Origin of the sequence: Anoxybacillus sp. LAT27 (assembly GCF_022030075.1) — a bacterium.
Lineage (GTDB): Bacteria > Bacillota > Bacilli > Bacillales > Anoxybacillaceae > Anoxybacillus > Anoxybacillus kestanbolensis.
Genome location: NZ_JAIWYK010000005.1, coordinates 1 through 19,412, shown reverse-complemented (window position 1 = coordinate 19,412; position 19,412 = coordinate 1). Strand labels below are relative to the sequence as shown.

Genomic DNA, 19,412 nt, shown 5'->3' with positions numbered 1-19,412 from the left:
TACTTGTTCTTCCCTAACAACAGAGCTTTACGACCCGAAGGCCTTCTTCGCTCACGCGGCGTTGCTCCGTCAGACTTTCGTCCATTGCGGAAGATTCCCTACTGCTGCCTCCCGTAGGAGTCTGGGCCGTGTCTCAGTCCCAGTGTGGCCGATCACCCTCTCAGGTCGGCTACGCATCGTCGCCTTGGTGAGCCGTTACCTCACCAACTAGCTAATGCGCCGCGGGCCCATCCTGTAGCGACAGCTTGCGCCGTCTTTCAACGAAACGTCATGCGACATTTCGTGTTATCCGGTATTAGCACCGATTTCTCGGTGTTATCCCCGTCTACAGGGCAGGTTGCCCACGTGTTACTCACCCGTCCGCCGCTAACGAATCAAAAGCAAGCTTTCGATTCGTCCGCTCGACTTGCATGTATTAGGCACGCCGCCAGCGTTCGTCCTGAGCCAGGATCAAACTCTCCATAGAAAGTTCATATCTCTAGCTTCTTTACGCTTTTCGCTTCGTTCAGTTTTCAAGGAACATCAAAGCGGGTGATGGGAATCGAACCCACGACATCAGCTTGGAAGGCTGAGGTTTTACCACTAAACTACACCCGCATGATTATAAACGAGATGGTCGGGAAGACAGGATTCGAACCTGCGACCCCATGGTCCCAAACCATGTGCTCTACCAAGCTGAGCTACTTCCCGTCTTCATGACGTTATAAACATGGCGCGCCCGAGAGGATTCGAACCCCTAACCTTCTGATCCGTAGTCAGATGCTCTATCCAATTGAGCTACGGGCGCATTTTTAACGACCTTTTTATCGTATCACATTTCATCAACTAAAGTCAAGCCTTTTTTAGATGCGGCCGAGAGGACTTGAACCTCCACGGGGTTGCCCCCACTAGGCCCTCAACCTAGCGCGTCTGCCATTCCGCCACGACCGCATTTCATTAAAAACCGACCGACTGGTGCGGGTGGAGGGACTTGAACCCCCACGCCAAAGGCGCCAGATCCTAAGTCTGGTGCGTCTGCCAATTCCGCCACACCCGCATACATGGTGAGCCATGGAGGACTCGAACCTCCGACCCTCTGATTAAAAGTCAGATGCTCTACCTACTGAGCTAATGGCTCGTTTCAAAAAAAAGTTTTTAAATAAGATTTTTGACGTCCCGCTCTCAGTATGCTTAATCAAGTAGCAGCTCGAGCGGTACGCTGTTGCCTTTTCAAAGAAGCTAAATCGATCGTGCTCTACCTACTGAGCTAATGGCTCATCACATTCATGGCTGGGCTAGCTGGATTCGAACCAGCGCATCACGGAGTCAAAGTCCGTTGCCTTACCGCTTGGCTATAGCCCAACAACAAACAACTTTAAATAAATTAAGTTTTTAAATGGCGGTCCCGACGGGGATCGAACCCGCGATCTCCTGCGTGACAGGCAGGCATGTTAACCACTACACCACGGGACCACAAAGAGTGGAGGATGACGGGATCGAACCGCCGACCCCTTGCTTGTAAGGCAAGTGCTCTCCCAGCTGAGCTAATCCTCCGAAATAAAATGGAGTGAACAAAAATGAGCACTCCAAAAGATGACCCGTACGGGATTCGAACCCGTGTTACCGCCGTGAAAGGGCGGTGTCTTAACCACTTGACCAACGGGCCATGTTCAACATCTTCCTGGCGGAGAAGGCGGGATTTGAACCCGCGCGCCGTAAAAGAACGACCTAACGGTTTAGCAAACCGTCCCCTTCAGCCACTTGGGTACTTCTCCAATGGCTCCGCAGGTAGGATTCGAACCTACGACCGCTCGGTTAACAGCCGAGTGCTCTACCACTGAGCTACTGCGGAACAATCAAATCATAAGGACTGTTTATATTATATTTACTCTCTTTTGTTCTGTCAACTATCTTTTTTATTTTATTTCTTCGCCGAATGTCGAATAACGACGGCTTTTATAATTTAGCACAGAAAGATTTGACTTGTCAACACTCTCTTTTTATTTTTTTCAATTTCCCTCGACAAAAGCCGCATACGTATCGAGTTGTATCTAATGCTTTTCTTCGCACATACATATAGCGACATGATGTGCATTTGTAATAATGTTCTTTTTTTGTCTTCGGTAATAAAACAGGCTTACAAAAACGTGGAGCTTGTACCTTTTGTAATAATTCGCGAAAATCACGATCGCGATGGCGATAGCCTTTTCCTTCAAGATGCAAATGATAGTGACATAATTCGTGCTTAATGACTTGAATGAGTTCTTCTTCTCCGTACTGCTCATAATATTTTCTATTTAGTTCGATATGATGTGTAGAAAGCACATATCGCCCACCAGTCGTGCGTAATCGATCATTAAATACCGCTCGATGACGAAATGGCTTCTGAAATACACATAACGATACCCGCTCAACAAGCGCCTGTAATTCACGCTCATCCATTTTACTTCCGTCCTTTCACCATTGGGCTCTTTTACTCATAACATAATAAAAAACAATTTGAAGGTGATCATTATGCCGATGTGGTTAAAAAATCAAATGCGGCGTGCATATTATGAAAAAAATCGCGCACAAATTAAACTTCTCAATCAATGCTGGTTTTTTTATCGGAAAACACACTGCTCATGACAGTGTGTTTTCCGATGTTGGTGGAACCATTGTTAAAGCAATGCGCTCTTTTTGCAAATCGACCGAATCAACCCATACTTTCACAATATCTCCGACCGACACAACATCAAGTGGATGCTTCACATATCGATTGCTTAGTTTCGAAATATGAACAAGTCCATCTTGTTTCACACCGATATCTACGAATACACCGAAATCGACGACGTTTCGTACTGTCCCCTCTAATTCCATACCTTTTTTCAAATCCTCCATCTTCAACACATGTTGCTTGAGGATTGGCTTCGGCAAATCATCGCGCGGATCGCGCTCTGGGCGCTTAAGTGCATCGATAATATCTTGGAGCGTCAATACCCCTATGTTCAGTTCTTGTGCTGCTTCTTCTATATTTATCCCTTCAAGTGCAACTCGCAATTGCTCACTTCCGATCGCTTCTGTCGAAAAACCGAGACGTCGTAACAATTGATACACTTCTTCATATCGCTCAGGGTGGATTGGTGTGCGGTCTAACGGCTCATCTCCATCTATGATGCGCAAAAACCCGATGCATTGCTCGTACGTTTTCGCTCCAAGGCGCGGGATATGCTTTAATTGCATACGATTAGTAAACTTCCCATGCTCCTCCCGATATTTCACAATGTTTTCAGCTACCGTCTTTGTTAGACCAGATACATATTGCAATAACGTTGGAGAAGCGGTATTGACGTTTACACCAACTTGGTTGACGACTGTTTCAACAACAAACTGCAACGACTGTTCTAGCTTTTTTTGCGACACGTCATGTTGATATTGGCCGACCCCAACAGATTTTGGATCAATTTTTACTAATTCGGCAAGTGGATCTTGAACGCGTCGAGCAATCGATACAGCGCTTCGTTCCTCCACTTGCAGATGTGGAAACTCTTTACGAGCTAAATCTGATGCAGAATATACACTTGCCCCTGCTTCATTGACAATTAAATAAAACACGTTTCCTTCCCACTCAGAGATTGTATCAGCTACAAACTGCTCTGTCTCTCGCGATGCAGTTCCGTTTCCAATGGCAATTAACTCCACTTGATACGTATGAAGTAATTGCATTAATTTTTCTTTTGCTTTCTCCACCTCATTTTTCGGTGGATGTGGATAAATGACATCGATATGAAGTACTTTTCCCGTTTCATCGACGACAGCTAACTTACATCCTGTTCGATACGCTGGGTCTACTCCCAAAACAACTCTCCCTTTTAATGGTGGTTGTAACAATAAATTGCGCAAATTTTCAGCGAAAATGTGAATCGCTCGTTCTTCCGCTTGTTCTGTCAACTCATTTCGCACATCTCGTTCAATTGACGGAGCAATTAAACGTTTATATGCATCTTCAATCGCTTCCACAACAATGGGAGCGGCCGATGATTGTTCGTTCGTTACGATTTGTTTACGAATGTATGCAGTCATTCGGTCCGCATCTACGTCAATGTCAATGCGTAAAATTCCTTCTTTTTCACCCCGATTCATCGCTAAAATACGATGAGCAGGTGCTTTGGCGATCGGTTCACGGTGGTCGTAATACATTTCAAATACACGCTTTTCGTCTTTTTCCGTTTCTTTTCCAAAAGAAACAATGGTGCCCGTTTGCCACGTTTGTTGACGAATCCATTGCCGAAGGGCTGCATCATCTGACACTTTTTCAGCGATAATGTCTTTGGCCCCCTGAATGACCTCATCGATCGTACGTACTTCCTTTTGTTCGTCAATAAATAATTTCGCTCGCTCTGCAATTGACTCACTAGGAAACGTTAATAACCATTCTGCAAAAGGTTCTAGCCCTTTTTCTTTTGCGATTGTCGCTTTCGTTCGTCGTTTTTGTTTATACGGGCGATATAAATCTTCCACCTCTTGCAGTTTCGTTGCTTTTGTAATCGCTTCTTTCAGCTCATCCGTTAACTTTCCTTGTTCATCGATTAAACGAATCACTTCTTCTTTTCGTTTCGCTAAGTTTTGCAAGTAATTCCATTCATCTAAAATGGTGCGAATTTGCACTTCATCGAGCGCACCAGTCATTTCTTTTCGGTAGCGCGCAATAAACGGAATCGTATTCCCTTCCTCATGAAGTTGAATGACGTGTTGTACATGTATAAATGGAATGTTTAATTGCGCAGCTAGTTGCTTTAGTAGCTCCAAACAAAATTCCTCCCCTAAACAAAAATAGCTACACAACGTAGCTATTTTTCCAGCATATTAAAAATCAATAAGACCGAGACTAATTTGCAACGCTTCATCTACTTTATCCATCATCTCATCATCTAGATGGGTAATCTTATCTGTCAGACGTTGTTTATCAATCGTCCGAATTTGTTCAAGTAAAATGACAGAGTCCCGTTCAAATCCGTAGCGCTTTGCGTCGATTTCAACATGTGTAGGCAACTTCGCTTTTTGGATTTGCGCAGTAATGGCAGCAACGATGACGGTTGGACTAAAACGGTTCCCGATGTCATTTTGAATAACAAGCACAGGGCGCACGCCCCCTTGCTCTGATCCAACTACTGGAGAAAGATCGGCAAAATACACGTCACCACGTTTGACAATCAAAAGATTACCCCCCGCTAACTAAGCGTTCAACGGTGTGGTCAGCTTCATATTCCGCAAGAAAAGCTTCCGACGCAAGCGACAAATTAATTTTCGCCATCTCCATATACCCACGTCTCATCGCTTCTCGAATTTGACGTTTTTTCCGCTCACGGATGTACATTTTCATCGCTTGATAAATCAGTTCATTTCGGCTGCCGTTTTCTTGCTTCACAATTCCATCTAATTCGCTCACTAACGCCTGTGGTAACCGAATAACAATTTCCGTTGTTGCGCTGGATTCAGACACAAACACACACCTCCAACTAAACTACAACCACATAGTTGCTCCCAATTTACATCATACCATTTCATCTTCGCGATGCAAAGTCATTTCCAGCATCATTCGCCCAAATTTTGCAGAAATTTTTCGAAAACGACCATTCTCATTACACCCATCTACTATAATACCGCATTTCTCACTTCAATTATACTCTTGTTTTTTAAAAAAATACGGGGAACACGATAACTAATTGTACAAGGAATTTCATAATTAATCGTATTTACATGCGCGGCAACATCATCAACGGAAATACGGTCCCCTTGTTGTTCACCGATGAGCGTCACTTTTGTACCGACAGGAAGCTCATACGGCAAACGAATCATCATTTGGTCCATACAAACCCGTCCAACAATTGGGGCACGTTTTCCATCAACGAGCACAGAAAAATGTTGCATCCGACGTAACCACCCGTCAGCATAACCGATCGGAACTGTGCCGATCCATTCATCTGTCTCTGCTTCATATGTCGCTCCGTAACTTATTTTTTCTCCGCCTTTCACTTTTTTTACATGCGTTAAGCGACTGTGAAGCGAAAACGCTTCTTTTAACGGATAAGGTAACAATGATTTCATTTCTTGCGACGGTGCTAATCCGTACATTGAGATACCGAAACGAACCGCATTGAATATACGATCGGGATAACGTAGTCCTGCTGCACTATTGGCGCAATGAATGAGCGGTGGCTGAATCGACAACCATTCCAGCATGTGTAGAAACGTATCATATTGAAACGAAAAATAGTCTATATTTTGTTCATCAGCTGTTGCAAAATGTGTGTATACTCCTTCGAGTATGAAACTAGGATGCTGTTCGATTGCGTGTATCATTTGCTGCACTTCTTCTTTTGTTTTCGCTCCTAATCGCCCCATCCCTGTATCTAACTTCATGTGAACGTTCAACGGTTGTTCATACGGGGCATACACGATCGCCTGTTCAAACCAATCCGCCCGAAAAACAGTTAGCGCAATGTTTTGACTAGCGGCTAACGGCGCATATTGAGGGTTTGTTGCCCCAAGTACAAGAATCGGTACGTCTAAAGAAATGCCTTTTTTTCTTAAAGCAAGCGCTTCGTCTAAAAAAGCGACGGCTAAACGTGTTGCACCTGCTTCAAGCGCTGTTTTCGCCACCTGAATATCCCCATGTCCATAAGCGTTCGCCTTCACGACAGCAATGACTTCAACATGAGATCCAACATGCTGTTTCATTGACTGTACGTTATAAAAAATCGCATCTAAATCAATCTCTGCCCATGTATCGCGGTAAAATGCTTTCTCCATCCTTCAAAAGCCCCTTTAAAAATATGTTCACGTTTGATTATTTCTTTTGCCCTTGCATCATGTCAACAAAAAAATAAAGACTCGCCGCGCGAGTCTTACTTCATAACCTTCCCTTGCACCGAACGGGCAATCGCAACCATTTCTTCTTTCGTTAAATCTTGTGAAGCGAGAATAAAATCGACACCTTTATACGTCCACGTCAACGTGCCATTTGCCATCGCTCCAACAGCAAACCCTAAATCAACAGGCTCACCTTTAACAGTTGTCGATACGTTTGCTGTCGGTACAGCATGCGCTTTTTCTTGTACAAGCGTAAACGACTTTTCCCCAGCAAATGTCATCACCATCCGCTTGCCATTTGCCGTTGTAAATTCTTTTTCTTCAACAAGTTTCACACCATCGAGTTCGTATGTCGGATACATGACCGGCGCTGCTTGTTGGTTTGCTGCTGTCGTCGCTTCTTGTTCATTTTCCAACTTCGCTCTTGTCATATTTTTACTTACATCAAAAGCGTTATCATCAAACGAAGCATTCCATTCAACTTTGGAAAATTCAACCGTTAACATCGGTTGGGAATCAACATCCATGACCGTCACTTTTACCGGTGTTAAATCTTTTTTATTTAACGTAATCTCTTGCTTCGGTAACATTTTTTTGTTTTCATAATTTGTTTTCGTTTGGAACACGTAATGGTTTTTTGTCGCTTTAAAATCCGCTTTCGTATCAGCTAAAATGTCTTTTACGAGCGATTCATACAAATATACTTGACTTGCGTTTTGCGGCCAGTCGCTTTGAAAGCGAAAACTTTTATTTAGTGCAGGCGTTAATACAAATACTCCTTCGTCGTTGCGCAAAATCATTTGATGTTGATCACGCTGGGCGTTTTTCAAGTTCACGCGATAATAATTTGGAGACTTATGCCAAATCTCAATTTCATATACTTGTGGCTCCGTCCCTGTTTGCAGCGTCATTTTTGCTTCGGCTTTGTACCCAGACATCGTTTGTACTTTCTCATCGAGCGCCTTTAATACATCTTGTTGCGACTTTTCTCCGCAAGCGGCCAAACTGCCTACAACAAAAAGAAGCAGGCACCAAAAAAGCCATGTTCGTCTCATGTTTTCAACCCCTTTACCTCATTTGGACTTCCTTCATAAGCCATCATATGAGGTCAAACGGGAGAATATGCAGACTAGCTTGACAAGCGTTCAATGATTACTTGCGCAACTGCGTAATGTTCGCTATGTGAAATCGAAACGTGCACACGTTCATCCATGGATGGAGAAATAATATACGGCTTGCCGTTTTCGTCATTTTTTATTTCAATATCGCGAAAAGAAACATGTGTGCCAATCCCCGTCCCTAACGCTTTCGCATACGCTTCTTTTGCCGCAAATCGTCCAGCCACAAATTCAATTTTCCGTTTTGACGATAGTTGTTGAAACCGAATATGTTCATTGTCTGTTAAAATGCGCTCAATCAATTTCGGCTGACGTTCCATTAGCTCTGCAATGCGATGTAATTCGACAATATCAATGCCAATACCAACAATCATCTACATCCCTCCTGTAAAGAAAAAGAAGCTATCTTTTCAGACAGCTTCTATCGCTTTGTGCGCGCTTTCGATCCGCGGCTGCGCGTCTCATTGCGACGTTGACGCGTTTGTACTTGTCGCTTTTTCTCTTTTTTCATAAGCGGTGGCTCTTCTGTCAACTGCACCGGTGTCATATCCGGCTCTTTTGTTAACATTTTAATACATGCGGCAACAAGTGAAACGGAGTCATGCTCCTCTAATAATTCCTCCGCTGCACGCTTATAAAATGACAAATTGTTATGTTCAATTGTCGCAAGCAGTTTTTCAATCGCTGCCCTTTGTTGCCCTTCAAGCGCCTCATCTAACGTCGGCGGTTTCATCCGTTCCATTTTCCGCTTCGTCGTTTTTTCAATATGGTGCAACTGTCCGATTTCACGTGGAGTAACGAACGTAATCGCCATTCCTGTTTTCCCGGCACGTCCTGTTCGACCGATACGATGAACATAGCTTTCTGGATCTTGTGGAATATCAAAATTGTATACGTGTGTGACACCAGAAATATCTAAACCACGCGCTGCTACATCTGTTGCGACTAAAATATCGATGGAACCTTCCTTAAACTTACGCAATACAGATAAGCGTTTCGCTTGGCTTAAGTCGCCATGAATGCCTTCTGCCGCATAGCCACGCAAGTTGAGTGCTTCCGCTAGCTCATCGACGCGACGTTTCGTTCTTCCGAAAACGATTGCTAATTCAGGCGATTGAATATCTAATAAGCGCGTTAACGTATCAAACTTCTTCTTTTCTTGAATTTCAATATAATATTGTTCAATATTTGGAACAGTCATTTCTTTCGCTTTCACACGAACGAGTTCCGGATTATTCATAAATCGTTCAGCGATGCGGCGAATCGGTTCTGGCATCGTCGCCGAGAAAAGAAGTGTTTGACGCTCTGTTGGCACATGGCTTAAAATCGCTTCAATATCTTCAACGAAGCCCATGTTCAACATTTCATCCGCTTCGTCTAATACGACTGTATGCACATGTTGCAAGCGAAGTGTGCGACGTTGAATATGATCTAAAATGCGCCCAGGCGTACCAACAATAATGTGTGGGTGCTTTTTTAATGCACGAATTTGCCGTTCAATATCTTGTCCGCCGTAAATCGGCAACACGCGCACACGCTTTGTGGAACCGATTTTATATAGTTCTTCAGATACTTGAATCGCTAGTTCCCTCGTCGGCGCAACAACGATTGCTTGCACCGCATCGTTGTTCATATCAATTTTTTCAATAAGCGGAATGCCAAATGCCGCTGTTTTTCCTGTTCCCGTTTGCGCTTGCCCGATGACATCGCGATTTTGCAAACTAAGCGGAATAGTGGCCGCTTGAATCGGCGTTGCCTCTTCAAATCCCATTTTACTAACTGCTTTCATTAATTCTGGACTTAATCCAAATTCGTTAAATGTAACCAATGTTTTCATACTCCTTCTTCAAATAACTTACGAAAAAAGGCATTCCCGTATGGACGGAAGTGCCTTGTTGAAATTCATTCCGTAAACAGCTCTTGTTCATCATACCATTTTATGCATATGTTTTCAACAAATTGGACGCTTCTTTTTAATTATTTAACAAAGAAATGATTTCCTCGAGCTTCATACCGCGAGATGCCTTAAGTAAAATGACATCACCTGCTTCTATTATCCCTCGTACATCCGCTGCTAATTCGAATTTATCGTCATACGCCCGAACACACCCCTCACTAAACCGCTTGCTTGCGCGTTCAGCGATCGCTTTGGCACGTTCACCATATGTCAACACATAATCTATTTTTTGGGGATCGATTATCTCACCAATTTGTTCATGAAAAGCAATCTCTTGTTCACCTAATTCAAGCATATCACCAACAATGGCAATTTTCTTACGGTATCCTGTCAGTTGTCCGAGCAGTTCAAGCGCAGCCCGCATCGATGTTGGGCTTGCGTTGTATGCATCGTTAATGATCGTCACCCCGTCAGAACGCTTTATGACTTCTGTACGCATTTTTGTTACAGATAAACGTAAAAAGCCTTCCTTGATATGATCGATGTCCACAGAAGCAAATCGAGCAACTGCAATCGCTGCAAGAGCATTCATCACATGGTGGCGGCCAAGAAGTGGCATACGAAACGTTTCGTTTGGCCAACGATTTACCTTAAACGTCGTTCCGTCCGCTTGAACACGAATGTCTAGCGGATAATAATCGTTTGTCGGTTCCATTCCAAACGTTTGAACATGCGAAAGATTAGCGTTTTCCACACGTGTTTGCAGTAACGATTCATCCCCGTGGTAAATAAATAAGCCGTCGCGTTTTAATCCTTTTATAATTTCAAACTTTGCTGTTGCAATTCCTTCACGCGAGCCGAGCTCTTGCAAATGTGATTCACCAATGTTTGTGATGATAGCAACATCTGGTTCAGCCAAAGTGGAAAGCAACTCAATTTCACCAAACCCACTCATTCCCATTTCGACAATGGCATACTCTGTTTCTTCTTTTAAACGAAGCAGTGTGAGCGGCACACCGATATGATTGTTTAAGTTCCCTTCTGTCTTTTGTACGCGGTATACGGTCCCAAGCAGTGATGCAATCATATCTTTTGTTGTTGTTTTTCCGTTGCTTCCGGTCACACCGATGATGCGCGCACGCAGCTGTTTTCGATACGCATGAGCCAGCTGCTGCAACGCAACGAGTGAATCTTCCACAAAAATAAGTGGTACATCCGTTGGCGCATTCGACTCATGTTTGCTCCATAGCGCAGCGGCTGCTCCTTTTTCAAACGCCTCCTTCACAAACTGATGACCATTAAACGTTGCTCCTTTTAACGGAACATATAAATTCCCTCTCTCAATTGTGCGCGTATCTGTTGACACACCATGAATCATAACAGAAGCATATCGCTCATCAATTATACTTCCAGGAATCATCGTTTGAATGTCTGCTAATGAACGTATAATCATATGATCACCTTAAAGTACATACGTAATGTTTTGTTTTTCTTCATATCGCTCAATCGCCAGTTGAATGAGGCGTTCAATTAATTCCTCATACGATACACCTGTATGTTTCCATAAGAGCGGGAACATGCTGAATGGCGTAAAGCCCGGCATCGTATTGACTTCGTTAATATACGCCTCTCCATCTGCTGTCAAGAAAAAGTCGGCGCGGACTAATCCTGCTAAATCGAGCACTTTAAAAGCGGTAAGCGCCATTTGTTTTATTGTTTCGTATTCTTTATGTGTAATGTTCGCTGGAATAACTAATTCTGTATTTCCATCAACATATTTTGCTTCGTAATCGTAAAACTCTTTTTTCGGCACAATTTCCCCCACAACCGAACAAATGGGTTCATCGTTCCCGATTACCCCAATTTCCACTTCACGACCGATAATCGCTTCTTCGACGATGACTTTCCGATCGTAACGAAACGCCTCTTGAAACGCCGCTTGCAATTGTTCACGGTTTTTACATTTGCTTATGCCCACGCTTGAACCGGCGTTGGCTGGCTTAACAAAACACGGATAGCCAATCTCTTGTTCAACCGTTTCATATACGTCTTCTTTATGTTTTTCCCATTCTTTTTTCAAGAAAAAGACGTAACGCGCTTGTTTTAGCCCTGCTTGCGCAAACAATTGTTTCATAACGACTTTATCCATACCGACAGCTGATGCTAACACGCCGTTCCCAACGTACGGTACGTTTAATAATTCTAACATGCCTTGCACCGTTCCATCTTCCCCGTTCGGCCCGTGTAAAAGAGGAAAAATAACATCAATGCGTTCTTCTTTGTTTTCCGAACGATTTGCAATCGACGCGAGCGCTGGTAAACCTTGTTGAAAAGCAAGTTGCTCAATGTTTTGCACTTCCCCTTCAATTGCTTTACCGCGCAACCATTGTCCATCTGTCGTAATGTAAATGGGCACGACCGTAAATTTTTCTTTATTTATCGCATTAATGACGGAACGTGCTGTTTGTAGAGATACTTTATGTTCAGGCGATTTTCCGCCGTATAGTATACCTAACGTTATCTTCATGTTTTTTCCTCCTCGACTGTTCATTCACTTCATTTATTGTAGCACAACTACTTTGTTATTTATATGGTGAAGCAAGCCTAGATGGTGACAATGCATATCATTTCCGTGTTTGGAAACGATAAAAATACAAAAAGGGAAAAGGTGTGTGTTTATGAATACGGTACAAATGTTATTCGTTTTAATGCTATCGATCGGTCTTATGAATCACGTCATTATCATTCCAATCTTACTTGAAGTAGCTGGGCGAGATGCATGGATCTCTGCCGTTCTTGGGTTGATCCTTCTCGTCCTTTTCCTCCCACTTATTTATTTTCCGATAAAACAATCGCAACAAACACACATCTTTCAATGGCTGAAAGAAAATGTCGGCGCACCAATTGCCTATTTTATCGCTTCCGTCACATGTTTATATTTACTCATCATTAGCATCGTCACATTAAAAGATACAACAACGTTTACCACGACATCATATTTAACAGGAACGCCGAACTGGGCGATTGTCGTTACACTTTGCATCATTTGTTTTTATAATGCTTCGATCGGTTTGCCATCCATCGCGAAAACGTCAGGCATTATTTTACCTTTCGTCGTATTGTTCGGCATATTTGTCGCTTTAGCTACGGTGCCACACAAAAACTACGAACTGCTAAAGCCGGTACTTGAAGAAGGATGGATGCCCGTTTGGAAAGGTGTGATGTATGTCGCTGCTGGATACGGAGAAATTGTTCTTTTACTATTTATGCAACAACAGATGAAAACAAACATTTCTTTTATGAAACTCGTTTTATTCGGTCTTGTCGCCGCTAGTTTATCGATCGGTCCGACAGTTGGAGCGATTACGGAGTTTGGTCCAGCGGAAGCAAGCCATTTACGCTACCCCGCGTTTGAACAATGGCGCATGGTGAACTTAGGAACGTATTTAGAGCATTTTGATTTTTTATCCGTGTATCAATGGCTCGCCGGAGCATTTATTCGCATTTCATTGGCAACTGCGCTTATCCCAGAGCTATTTGATATAACGAATAAAGCATCAAGACGGTGGATTTTAATATTCGTATATGTCGTTATGTTCTTTGCTGCTATGACACCGATGAGCGATGAGACGTTTTTTCGTATGTTAAAAAAATGGGTGTTACCGATGTCGTTTTTCTTCATTTGTTTTCTTGCGATGTTATTGTTCGTACTTGCGCTAGCAATACGTATAAAAGAAAGGAGAGCATCCGCATGAACGCTGAAATGATCGTCGATGAGCAAACGTTAAAAGAACATTTTGCGCAATGTAAAGACGTCGTATTAATGCCAGCCACCATTTATTCAGAGGAGCGAAAGCCATTATCGCTTATTTTCATTTATTGCGAAGAATTATGTGACACAATGTTATTGAAACAATTCGTTTTCCCGACCATTACGCGCATGGGACAACAATATCCGCTATATTCCGTTACAGACATTGAGAAATATAAACAAATGCCACTTCATTTAATCGGAAAATCAGTTTCTGCTCAACAGCTTGATTTTATCGTTTTTAATGGCGATTTAGTCATTTATTTTGTCGAAGCGGAAGCGATGTATTCGATTTCGCTCGCTAATCCGCCGAATCGCAACCCAGAAGAACCGAACACCGAAGTGTCCATTCGTGGTCCAAAAGACGGTTTTATTGAAGAAGTAGCAAAAAATGTAGCGCTTATACGGAAACGGTTAAAAACGAGCAGTTTGCATGTCGAACAAGTATTAATCGGCAAACGAAGCCGAACGAAAGTCGATATTTTATATATTCAAGACATTATTAATCAAGAAACGATTGCTGAATTGAAGCGAAGATTAAGCACAATCAACATTGATGCTTTAACAGGAACAAATCAACTAGAAGAATTGTTAAGTGAAAAGTATATTTCGTTATTTCCTGTTTTCGCCTACTCCGGCCGTCCTGATTTTGTCGTGAACGCCCTGCTTAGCGGACGGTTTGCTGTTTTTATTGATGGTTCACCGACCGCATTAATCGGTCCGACTAATTTAACGTTTTTATTAAATACATCGGAAGACAATAGCACGTCATTTGTGTTTGTGACATTTCAACGCATTATTCGCCTAATCGGTGTAAGCGTCGCTGTCTTTTTACCGGGTCTTTGGGTAGCGATTACGACATATCATCCGGATCAATTGCCGTTTACGTTACTGGCTACGATCACGCTCGCTAGACAAGGAGTACCGCTTCCTGCTCCACTTGAAGCATTTATTATGGTGAGTTTATTTGAAATTTTTAAAGAAGCTGGTATGCGTCTTCCAATCGCTATTGGGCAAACATTATCGGTTGTTGGCGGTCTCATTATCGGGCAGGCAGCGATAAACGCCGGGCTTGCTGCCCCCGGTACACTCGTCGTCATCGCCACTTCCGTCATCGCCACATTTACGCTTGTGAATCAATCACTTGCTGGAACAGTATCCATTTTACGTTTTATCGTCCTTGCCGCTTCATCGTTGCTCGGACTTTTCGGTTTCATTGCATCGATGTTTTTTATTCTTGTTTATACAGCAAATTTAACATCGTTTGGCGTCCCGTATTTAGCACCGATTTCTCCAGTGACAGGAGACATATGGAAAGTGGTGATTACGAGCGGCTGGAAAAAGTTTAAACGCCGTCCAAAAATGTTGAAAACGAACGACAATACGCCGGGTGACGAATCATGATTCGCGCGATTGTTTGTTGTTTCTTTTGTTTCGTATTAACGGGCTGTTGGGGAATGAAAGAAATTGATCATCTTGCTTATATTCATGCAATCGGCGTGGACTACGAAGACGGACAAGTGATTGCCTACGCCCAACTCGTTAGTTTTACAGGGCTTGCGAAAATGGAAGCAGGCGGTGGAAGACAAAAATCAACCGTGACGATCGGAAAAGCAAAAGGGGAGACGTTTAACGTGGCAACCGATCGGTTGTATCAAGCGATTCAACAAGGTGTATCATGGGGACATGTGAAAGGGATCGTTTTTACAGAACGAGCGCTCAAAAAAGGGCTCGTGCGTGACGTCATCGATGTGCTCGACCGCTACAACGAAATTCGCCATACGATTTGGGCGTTCACTACCAAACAACCAATTGAACGTATTTTTGAAACGACGCCGTTTTTAGACTATTCACCATATTTTTCGTTGCTTGCTAATCCGACCGATATTTATGAGCAAAGTTCTTTTATTCAACCGAAGCGCATTAATGAGCTGATCGCCGCTTCTAATGAAAAAGCAGTTACGTTTCCGCTCCCTTCCCTTTCTGTCGAGGAGAAAAGTTGGACGGAAAATAAAAAAAAGAAACCGATGTTAAAAATAGATGGAGTTTGTTTTTTACATCGTTACGATAAACAAGCATGTATCCCACGTCATAAACTTGACGGATTACGCTGGGTAACAAAAGGTACCGGGCGCACCCCGATTTACATGAAACCGAACGGCAAAATGATTGGCACGCTCGTTGTGCGCGGACCGAAGGCAAGCATATCGTACAAAATAAAAGACGGCCACCCCGTATTCACCGTTGAGGTGCAAGCGACAGGGAGCATCATCGAATTGCGCGAGCACATGTCGGAAAAGCAAATTGTTGAATACGCATCAAAAACGGTCGAAAAAGAGATAAAAAACTTATTCGAGCTCGGAGTAAAAGAAGGGGTTGATACGTTGCAACTATCAAACGCTTTATATCGTCAAAATGTAAATGATTGGCGTAAATATACAACAAACGGATTAGTTCCGCTAACGAAAGATATGTTAGCGCAAATCAACGTGAAACTAAGCATCGACACATATGGAAAGTCAAAAAAATAGAAGCGATGAGCAGCTCATCGCTTTTTCGTTGCATATATATTCGCTTCAATCCATTCGGCAAGTGCTTCTTGCGCTGTTTTTTCATGCTCGAGCCAATAGCCGTCAATCCGTTTTTCCCATTCGTTCATTTCTTCTTCGTTCATTAATACGCGCAGCAACTGTTGATCATATGGTTCATTGTCGCGAAGAAAATAAATCAGTCCTTTTTTTCTTAAATAATGTAAATTCATTTGTTCTTGCCCTGGTAAATACGAGAGTGTGAAAGCAGGTAACCGTTTTGCAAGCACTTCGCTCATTGTCACACCGCCCGGTTTTGTCACAATGGCATCGACTTTATCATATAATTCGTTCATTTTCGCTGGATCGGAAATATATCGATACGGACGAATACGCGGATTGTTCCAACTTTTTATCTCATGATATAATGTTTCGTTTTTTCCGCATAGTACGTCATATGTCAATTGTGTATGAGTTGCGTTCATTAAAAATTGTTTTATTTTCCCTAATCCTTGATTGCCGCCCGCCACTAAAATACGTTTATTTTTTCGTCGCTTTCTTTTTTGTACAGGCACAATTTGTTCGTGAATCGGAATGCCTGTGACAATGACGCGACGAGGCTCAACATGAAACATTGTACATAGCAACCGCTTTGCATCTTTATGAGGAACGAAATGATAATCAATCGCTGTTTTTCCCCAAATGCCACTTAAAAAAAAGTCTGTATATACGTTTATAACAGGCACTGTTATAGCGCCTCTTTGTTTCAATCGCTGCAACACGCGTGAAGGAAACGAATGCGTACATATGACGAGATCCGGTTTTTTCTCTTGAAGAAGACGTTTCATCTTCTTTTCAAAATAAAGCAACCACGGTTCCATCGCTGGTTGTTCAAATTTTTTCATCCATCGTCGATACATCCACTCATAAGAATGTGGCGATAGCGAAATCCAGCGAAGATAAAAATCAGCGACTCGTCTTTCAACTTGTTCGTTACAATAGCTAAGAAAATCAAGCTTTTCGCAAGAAACGTTAGGAAAACGATGTTGCAACGAATACATAATCGCATCGGCCACTTGGTGATGACCAGACGGCATTTGAAACAAAGGTAGTACGAGAATGTTCATCATTATGCGAACTCCCTTTTATTTTTGTTTTCTATTTTTCACATACAATGCAATGAAAAATAAACTAAAAAATAACAACGTGATCCATGGCAATACATGAAGCGGGATATGAATACGTTCTCCAAGAAACTTACCTACAAATATAAATAAGCAAATCCAAAACGATGCCCCAAGAAACGATAAAAAGAGAAACGGAAGAAACGGGAAGCGAACAACTCCAGCCATGTATGGAGACAATTGACGAATACCGGGAACGAAATAACCAAAGGGAATCAATAAAAAAGCACGTTTGCGGAAATGGCGATACACATACCGATAACGGCGACGATGGAACCCAATATAATGACCATATTTAAACAAGAGCGGAGAACCGAACGTATAGCCAGCGACATAGGCGACAACCATGCCAATAGTTGCCCCAGAAATCGCAAAAAATAAACTTTTAAATAAATGCAATTGGGCGTGCGAAATAAAAATGCCGACGAAAAATAGAAGCGACTCTTCCGGTGCAGGAATGCCAACGATGCCGAAAAATAAAGAAAGAAATAATACAATATAGCCATGAGATTGAATATACGTTAACACGCTGTTCGCTTCCACTTCCCCATTCCCCTTTACTCTTCATTCAGCTTTACCCATTTTACGTTTGTATGTTGGAATAGTCTTTCTAACGTTGCGATCATGTTGGCGGGTGCATGTTCATCTGCGCCAATTGTTGAACCACTATCATGCAATACGATAATGGCTCCATCTTCTATACTGCTCATTAGTCGTTCATAAAGGCGATCAACACCTAATGAAGCATTCCAATCACCAAGAATATATGTCCACATGACGATTTTATACTTTTTTTGCATCAGCACCGCCCATATGTTTAAATGTCCCCACGGCGGACGATAGTATACCGGACGAACGCCTGTAATGTGCTCAATGACACGTGCTGATCGTTCAAGCTCCCATTCCGTAACAAGCGGAAGAAGAAACCAGTTGCTCGTATGATAATAATGGTGTAAACCGATCGTATGACCTTCTTCTTGCATTCGTTTGATCAGATGTGGGTATTTTTTCGCCTTCCACCCAACAACGAAAAACGTCGCTTTTACATTGTATTTTTTCAACAAATCAAGCAACTGAGGCGTGTACACCGGATCTGGACCATCGTCAAACGTTAATGCCACACCGTTTTTCACCTTCTTTTGTACACGAAGTGAGAAAATGCGGACAATCAACGTTGGCAATATGCTATAAATGAAAAATAGTGCGATGAGCCATATGTAAATCAAACGTCAAATCTCCTTTCTTAATTATACAAAAAAATACAAAGAGTGTTTTTTAAAAACAAATTGATCTTTCTTCTCATCGACAACACGTGCAAATGTTGTCGATTTCCGGGGAAATTTCCCGAAAAAAAGGCGATGTTAGAACACATCGCCTCAGCTTGTCGACAAAGTCGACAAGCTGTTTTAATATATAGGTATAAGGGTATAGGAGGGGGAAATCGGATGCTTCAACGTCATCAAGAAGATCGTAGACATGTGGAAACAACGGTAAAGATTGATGACCTTGTTCCTGAGGATCACCTTGTGCGTAAGCTAGAAAAAGCGATTGACTTCTCTTTTATTTATGACATCGTCAAAGATCTATACTCACCCGATCATGGACGACCAAGTATTGATCCGGTTGTGTTGTTCAAAATGTACTTGATTCGTTATATCTTTGGCATTCGTTCGATGCGTGAAACGGTGGAACAAATTCGAACAAACGTGGCCTATCGATGGTTTTTAGGGTTGAGTCTTCATGATCCTGTCCCACATCATTCGACTCCAAGCAAAAACTACGCACGACGTTTTGCAGGTACGGACGTCTTTCAAAAGATTTTTTCAAGAATCTTAGAAGAAGCCTTTCAACACGGGCTGGTGGATCCAAGTGTCGTATTTGTTGATTCTACCCATGTGAAGGCGAGTGCAAACAAAAGAAAATTCAACACCGAAGTGGCAGAAGTCGAAGCGAAAGCATATCAAGAGGAATTGGAAAAAGAGATTGAACGAGATCGGATCGCACACGGAAAATCTCCACTACCGCCAGAAACAGAAAAAAAAA

18 protein-coding genes, 12 tRNA genes and 1 rRNA gene are annotated in these 19,412 nt (G+C 42.6%); 5 read left to right on the top strand and 26 right to left on the bottom strand.

Annotated features, from left to right (window positions below; genetic code table 11):
* From LD028_RS00710 to LD028_RS00645, 14 genes are all read right to left on the bottom strand, one after another.
* Positions 1–466: ribosomal RNA gene (locus LD028_RS00710) — 16S ribosomal RNA — on the bottom strand; the annotation flags it as partial.
* A gap of 60 nt (positions 467–526) precedes the next feature.
* Positions 527–597 (bottom strand) — tRNA-Gly (locus tag LD028_RS00705).
* Positions 598–613: 16 nt separating this feature from the next.
* Positions 614–690: transfer RNA gene (locus LD028_RS00700), tRNA-Pro, on the bottom strand.
* A 20-nt stretch (positions 691–710) separates the two neighbouring features.
* Positions 711–787, bottom strand: a tRNA-Arg gene (locus LD028_RS00695).
* Positions 788–847: 60 nt separating this feature from the next.
* Positions 848–930 (bottom strand) — tRNA-Leu (locus LD028_RS00690).
* Positions 931–952: 22 nt separating this feature from the next.
* Positions 953–1,036 (bottom strand) — tRNA-Leu (locus LD028_RS00685).
* Positions 1,037–1,041: 5 nt separating this feature from the next.
* Positions 1,042–1,117: transfer RNA gene (locus LD028_RS00680), tRNA-Lys, on the bottom strand.
* A 149-nt stretch (positions 1,118–1,266) separates the two neighbouring features.
* Positions 1,267–1,341: transfer RNA gene (locus tag LD028_RS00675), tRNA-Gln, on the bottom strand.
* Between the two features lie 35 nt (positions 1,342–1,376).
* Positions 1,377–1,452: transfer RNA gene (locus tag LD028_RS00670), tRNA-Asp, on the bottom strand.
* An 8-nt stretch (positions 1,453–1,460) separates the two neighbouring features.
* Positions 1,461–1,533: transfer RNA gene (locus LD028_RS00665), tRNA-Val, on the bottom strand.
* Between the two features lie 40 nt (positions 1,534–1,573).
* Positions 1,574–1,645, bottom strand: a tRNA-Glu gene (locus LD028_RS00660).
* A 16-nt stretch (positions 1,646–1,661) separates the two neighbouring features.
* Positions 1,662–1,754 (bottom strand) — tRNA-Ser (locus tag LD028_RS00655).
* Between the two features lie 2 nt (positions 1,755–1,756).
* Positions 1,757–1,831, bottom strand: a tRNA-Asn gene (locus LD028_RS00650).
* 134 nt (positions 1,832–1,965) lie between these two features.
* On the bottom strand, positions 1,966–2,421 hold the full coding sequence (locus LD028_RS00645) for a SprT family protein (RefSeq protein ID WP_237810574.1): 456 nt from the start codon (positions 2,419–2,421) through the stop codon (positions 1,966–1,968).
* Positions 2,422–2,493: 72 nt separating this feature from the next.
* On the opposite strand from LD028_RS00645, the gene cmpA reads away from it, so the two are divergent.
* On the top strand, positions 2,494–2,607 hold the full coding sequence (cmpA, locus tag LD028_RS00640; protein WP_012573928.1) for a cortex morphogenetic protein CmpA: 114 nt from the start codon (positions 2,494–2,496) through the stop codon (positions 2,605–2,607).
* Here cmpA and LD028_RS00635 read toward each other — a convergent pair.
* From LD028_RS00635 to LD028_RS00595, 9 genes are all read right to left on the bottom strand, one after another.
* On the bottom strand, positions 2,602–4,767 hold the full coding sequence (locus LD028_RS00635) for a Tex family protein (RefSeq protein ID WP_237810572.1): 2,166 nt from the start codon (positions 4,765–4,767) through the stop codon (positions 2,602–2,604). The genes cmpA and LD028_RS00635 overlap by 6 nt on opposite strands.
* Positions 4,768–4,824: 57 nt before the next feature.
* Positions 4,825–5,175: a type II toxin-antitoxin system endoribonuclease NdoA gene (gene ndoA / locus LD028_RS00630; protein ID WP_003253417.1), complete on the bottom strand. Its 351-nt coding sequence runs from the start codon at positions 5,173–5,175 to the stop codon at positions 4,825–4,827.
* A 4-nt stretch (positions 5,176–5,179) separates the two neighbouring features.
* On the bottom strand, positions 5,180–5,461 hold the full coding sequence (locus LD028_RS00625) for a CopG family ribbon-helix-helix protein (RefSeq protein WP_003398486.1): 282 nt from the start codon (positions 5,459–5,461) through the stop codon (positions 5,180–5,182).
* A gap of 152 nt (positions 5,462–5,613) precedes the next feature.
* Positions 5,614–6,771 carry an alanine racemase gene (gene alr / locus LD028_RS00620; protein WP_237810570.1) on the bottom strand — a complete coding sequence of 386 codons (1,158 nt, stop codon included), beginning with the start codon at positions 6,769–6,771 and terminating at the stop codon, positions 5,614–5,616.
* 95 nt (positions 6,772–6,866) lie between these two features.
* A complete protein-coding gene (locus LD028_RS00615) occupies positions 6,867–7,886 on the bottom strand; it encodes a LolA family protein (protein WP_237810568.1) in 1,020 nt (339 codons plus the stop codon).
* Between the two features lie 74 nt (positions 7,887–7,960).
* On the bottom strand, positions 7,961–8,323 hold the full coding sequence (acpS, locus tag LD028_RS00610) for a holo-ACP synthase (protein ID WP_006322564.1): 363 nt from the start codon (positions 8,321–8,323) through the stop codon (positions 7,961–7,963).
* 47 nt (positions 8,324–8,370) lie between these two features.
* Complete coding sequence (cshA, locus tag LD028_RS00605) at positions 8,371–9,777, bottom strand: degradosome RNA helicase CshA (RefSeq protein ID WP_035020752.1); 1,407 nt, start codon at positions 9,775–9,777, stop codon at positions 8,371–8,373.
* A gap of 145 nt (positions 9,778–9,922) precedes the next feature.
* Positions 9,923–11,299, bottom strand: a complete 1,377-nt coding sequence (locus LD028_RS00600; RefSeq protein WP_237810566.1) for a UDP-N-acetylmuramoyl-tripeptide--D-alanyl-D-alanine ligase — start codon at positions 11,297–11,299, stop codon at positions 9,923–9,925.
* A gap of 9 nt (positions 11,300–11,308) precedes the next feature.
* Positions 11,309–12,373 (bottom strand): D-alanine--D-alanine ligase, encoded by a 1,065-nt coding sequence (locus LD028_RS00595; protein ID WP_237810564.1) that lies wholly within the window; start codon positions 12,371–12,373, stop codon positions 11,309–11,311.
* A 151-nt stretch (positions 12,374–12,524) separates the two neighbouring features.
* Between LD028_RS00595 and LD028_RS00590 the strand changes: the two genes are divergently transcribed.
* Genes LD028_RS00590 through LD028_RS00580 form a run of 3 tightly spaced genes read left to right on the top strand, consistent with a single transcriptional unit; the run spans position 12,525 to position 16,188 of the window.
* Positions 12,525–13,601, top strand: coding sequence for a GerAB/ArcD/ProY family transporter (locus LD028_RS00590; RefSeq protein ID WP_237810563.1), 1,077 nt, complete (start codon positions 12,525–12,527; stop codon positions 13,599–13,601).
* A complete protein-coding gene (locus LD028_RS00585; protein ID WP_237810562.1) occupies positions 13,598–15,061 on the top strand; it encodes a spore germination protein in 1,464 nt (487 codons plus the stop codon). Before LD028_RS00590 ends, LD028_RS00585 begins: the two co-directional genes overlap by 4 nt.
* Positions 15,058–16,188, top strand: coding sequence for a Ger(x)C family spore germination protein (locus LD028_RS00580; RefSeq protein ID WP_237810561.1), 1,131 nt, complete (start codon positions 15,058–15,060; stop codon positions 16,186–16,188). The genes LD028_RS00585 and LD028_RS00580 overlap by 4 nt, the downstream gene beginning before the upstream one ends.
* Before the next feature lie 14 nt (positions 16,189–16,202).
* Here the strand turns inward: LD028_RS00580 and LD028_RS00575 are convergent, their stop codons facing one another.
* Genes LD028_RS00575 through LD028_RS00565 form a run of 3 tightly spaced genes read right to left on the bottom strand, consistent with a single transcriptional unit; the run spans position 16,203 to position 18,595 of the window.
* Positions 16,203–17,315: an MGDG synthase family glycosyltransferase gene (locus LD028_RS00575; RefSeq protein ID WP_237810560.1), complete on the bottom strand. Its 1,113-nt coding sequence runs from the start codon at positions 17,313–17,315 to the stop codon at positions 16,203–16,205.
* A 15-nt stretch (positions 17,316–17,330) separates the two neighbouring features.
* Positions 17,331–17,912, bottom strand: a complete 582-nt coding sequence (locus LD028_RS00570) for a DedA family protein (protein ID WP_077429771.1) — start codon at positions 17,910–17,912, stop codon at positions 17,331–17,333.
* A 14-nt stretch (positions 17,913–17,926) separates the two neighbouring features.
* Positions 17,927–18,595 (bottom strand): polysaccharide deacetylase family protein, encoded by a 669-nt coding sequence (locus tag LD028_RS00565; RefSeq protein ID WP_237810559.1) that lies wholly within the window; start codon positions 18,593–18,595, stop codon positions 17,927–17,929.
* A 219-nt stretch (positions 18,596–18,814) separates the two neighbouring features.
* Between LD028_RS00565 and LD028_RS00560 the strand changes: the two genes are divergently transcribed.
* Positions 18,815–19,412, top strand: a 598-nt coding sequence (locus tag LD028_RS00560; RefSeq protein WP_237810558.1) for a transposase, incomplete at its 3' end; no start/stop codon positions are given.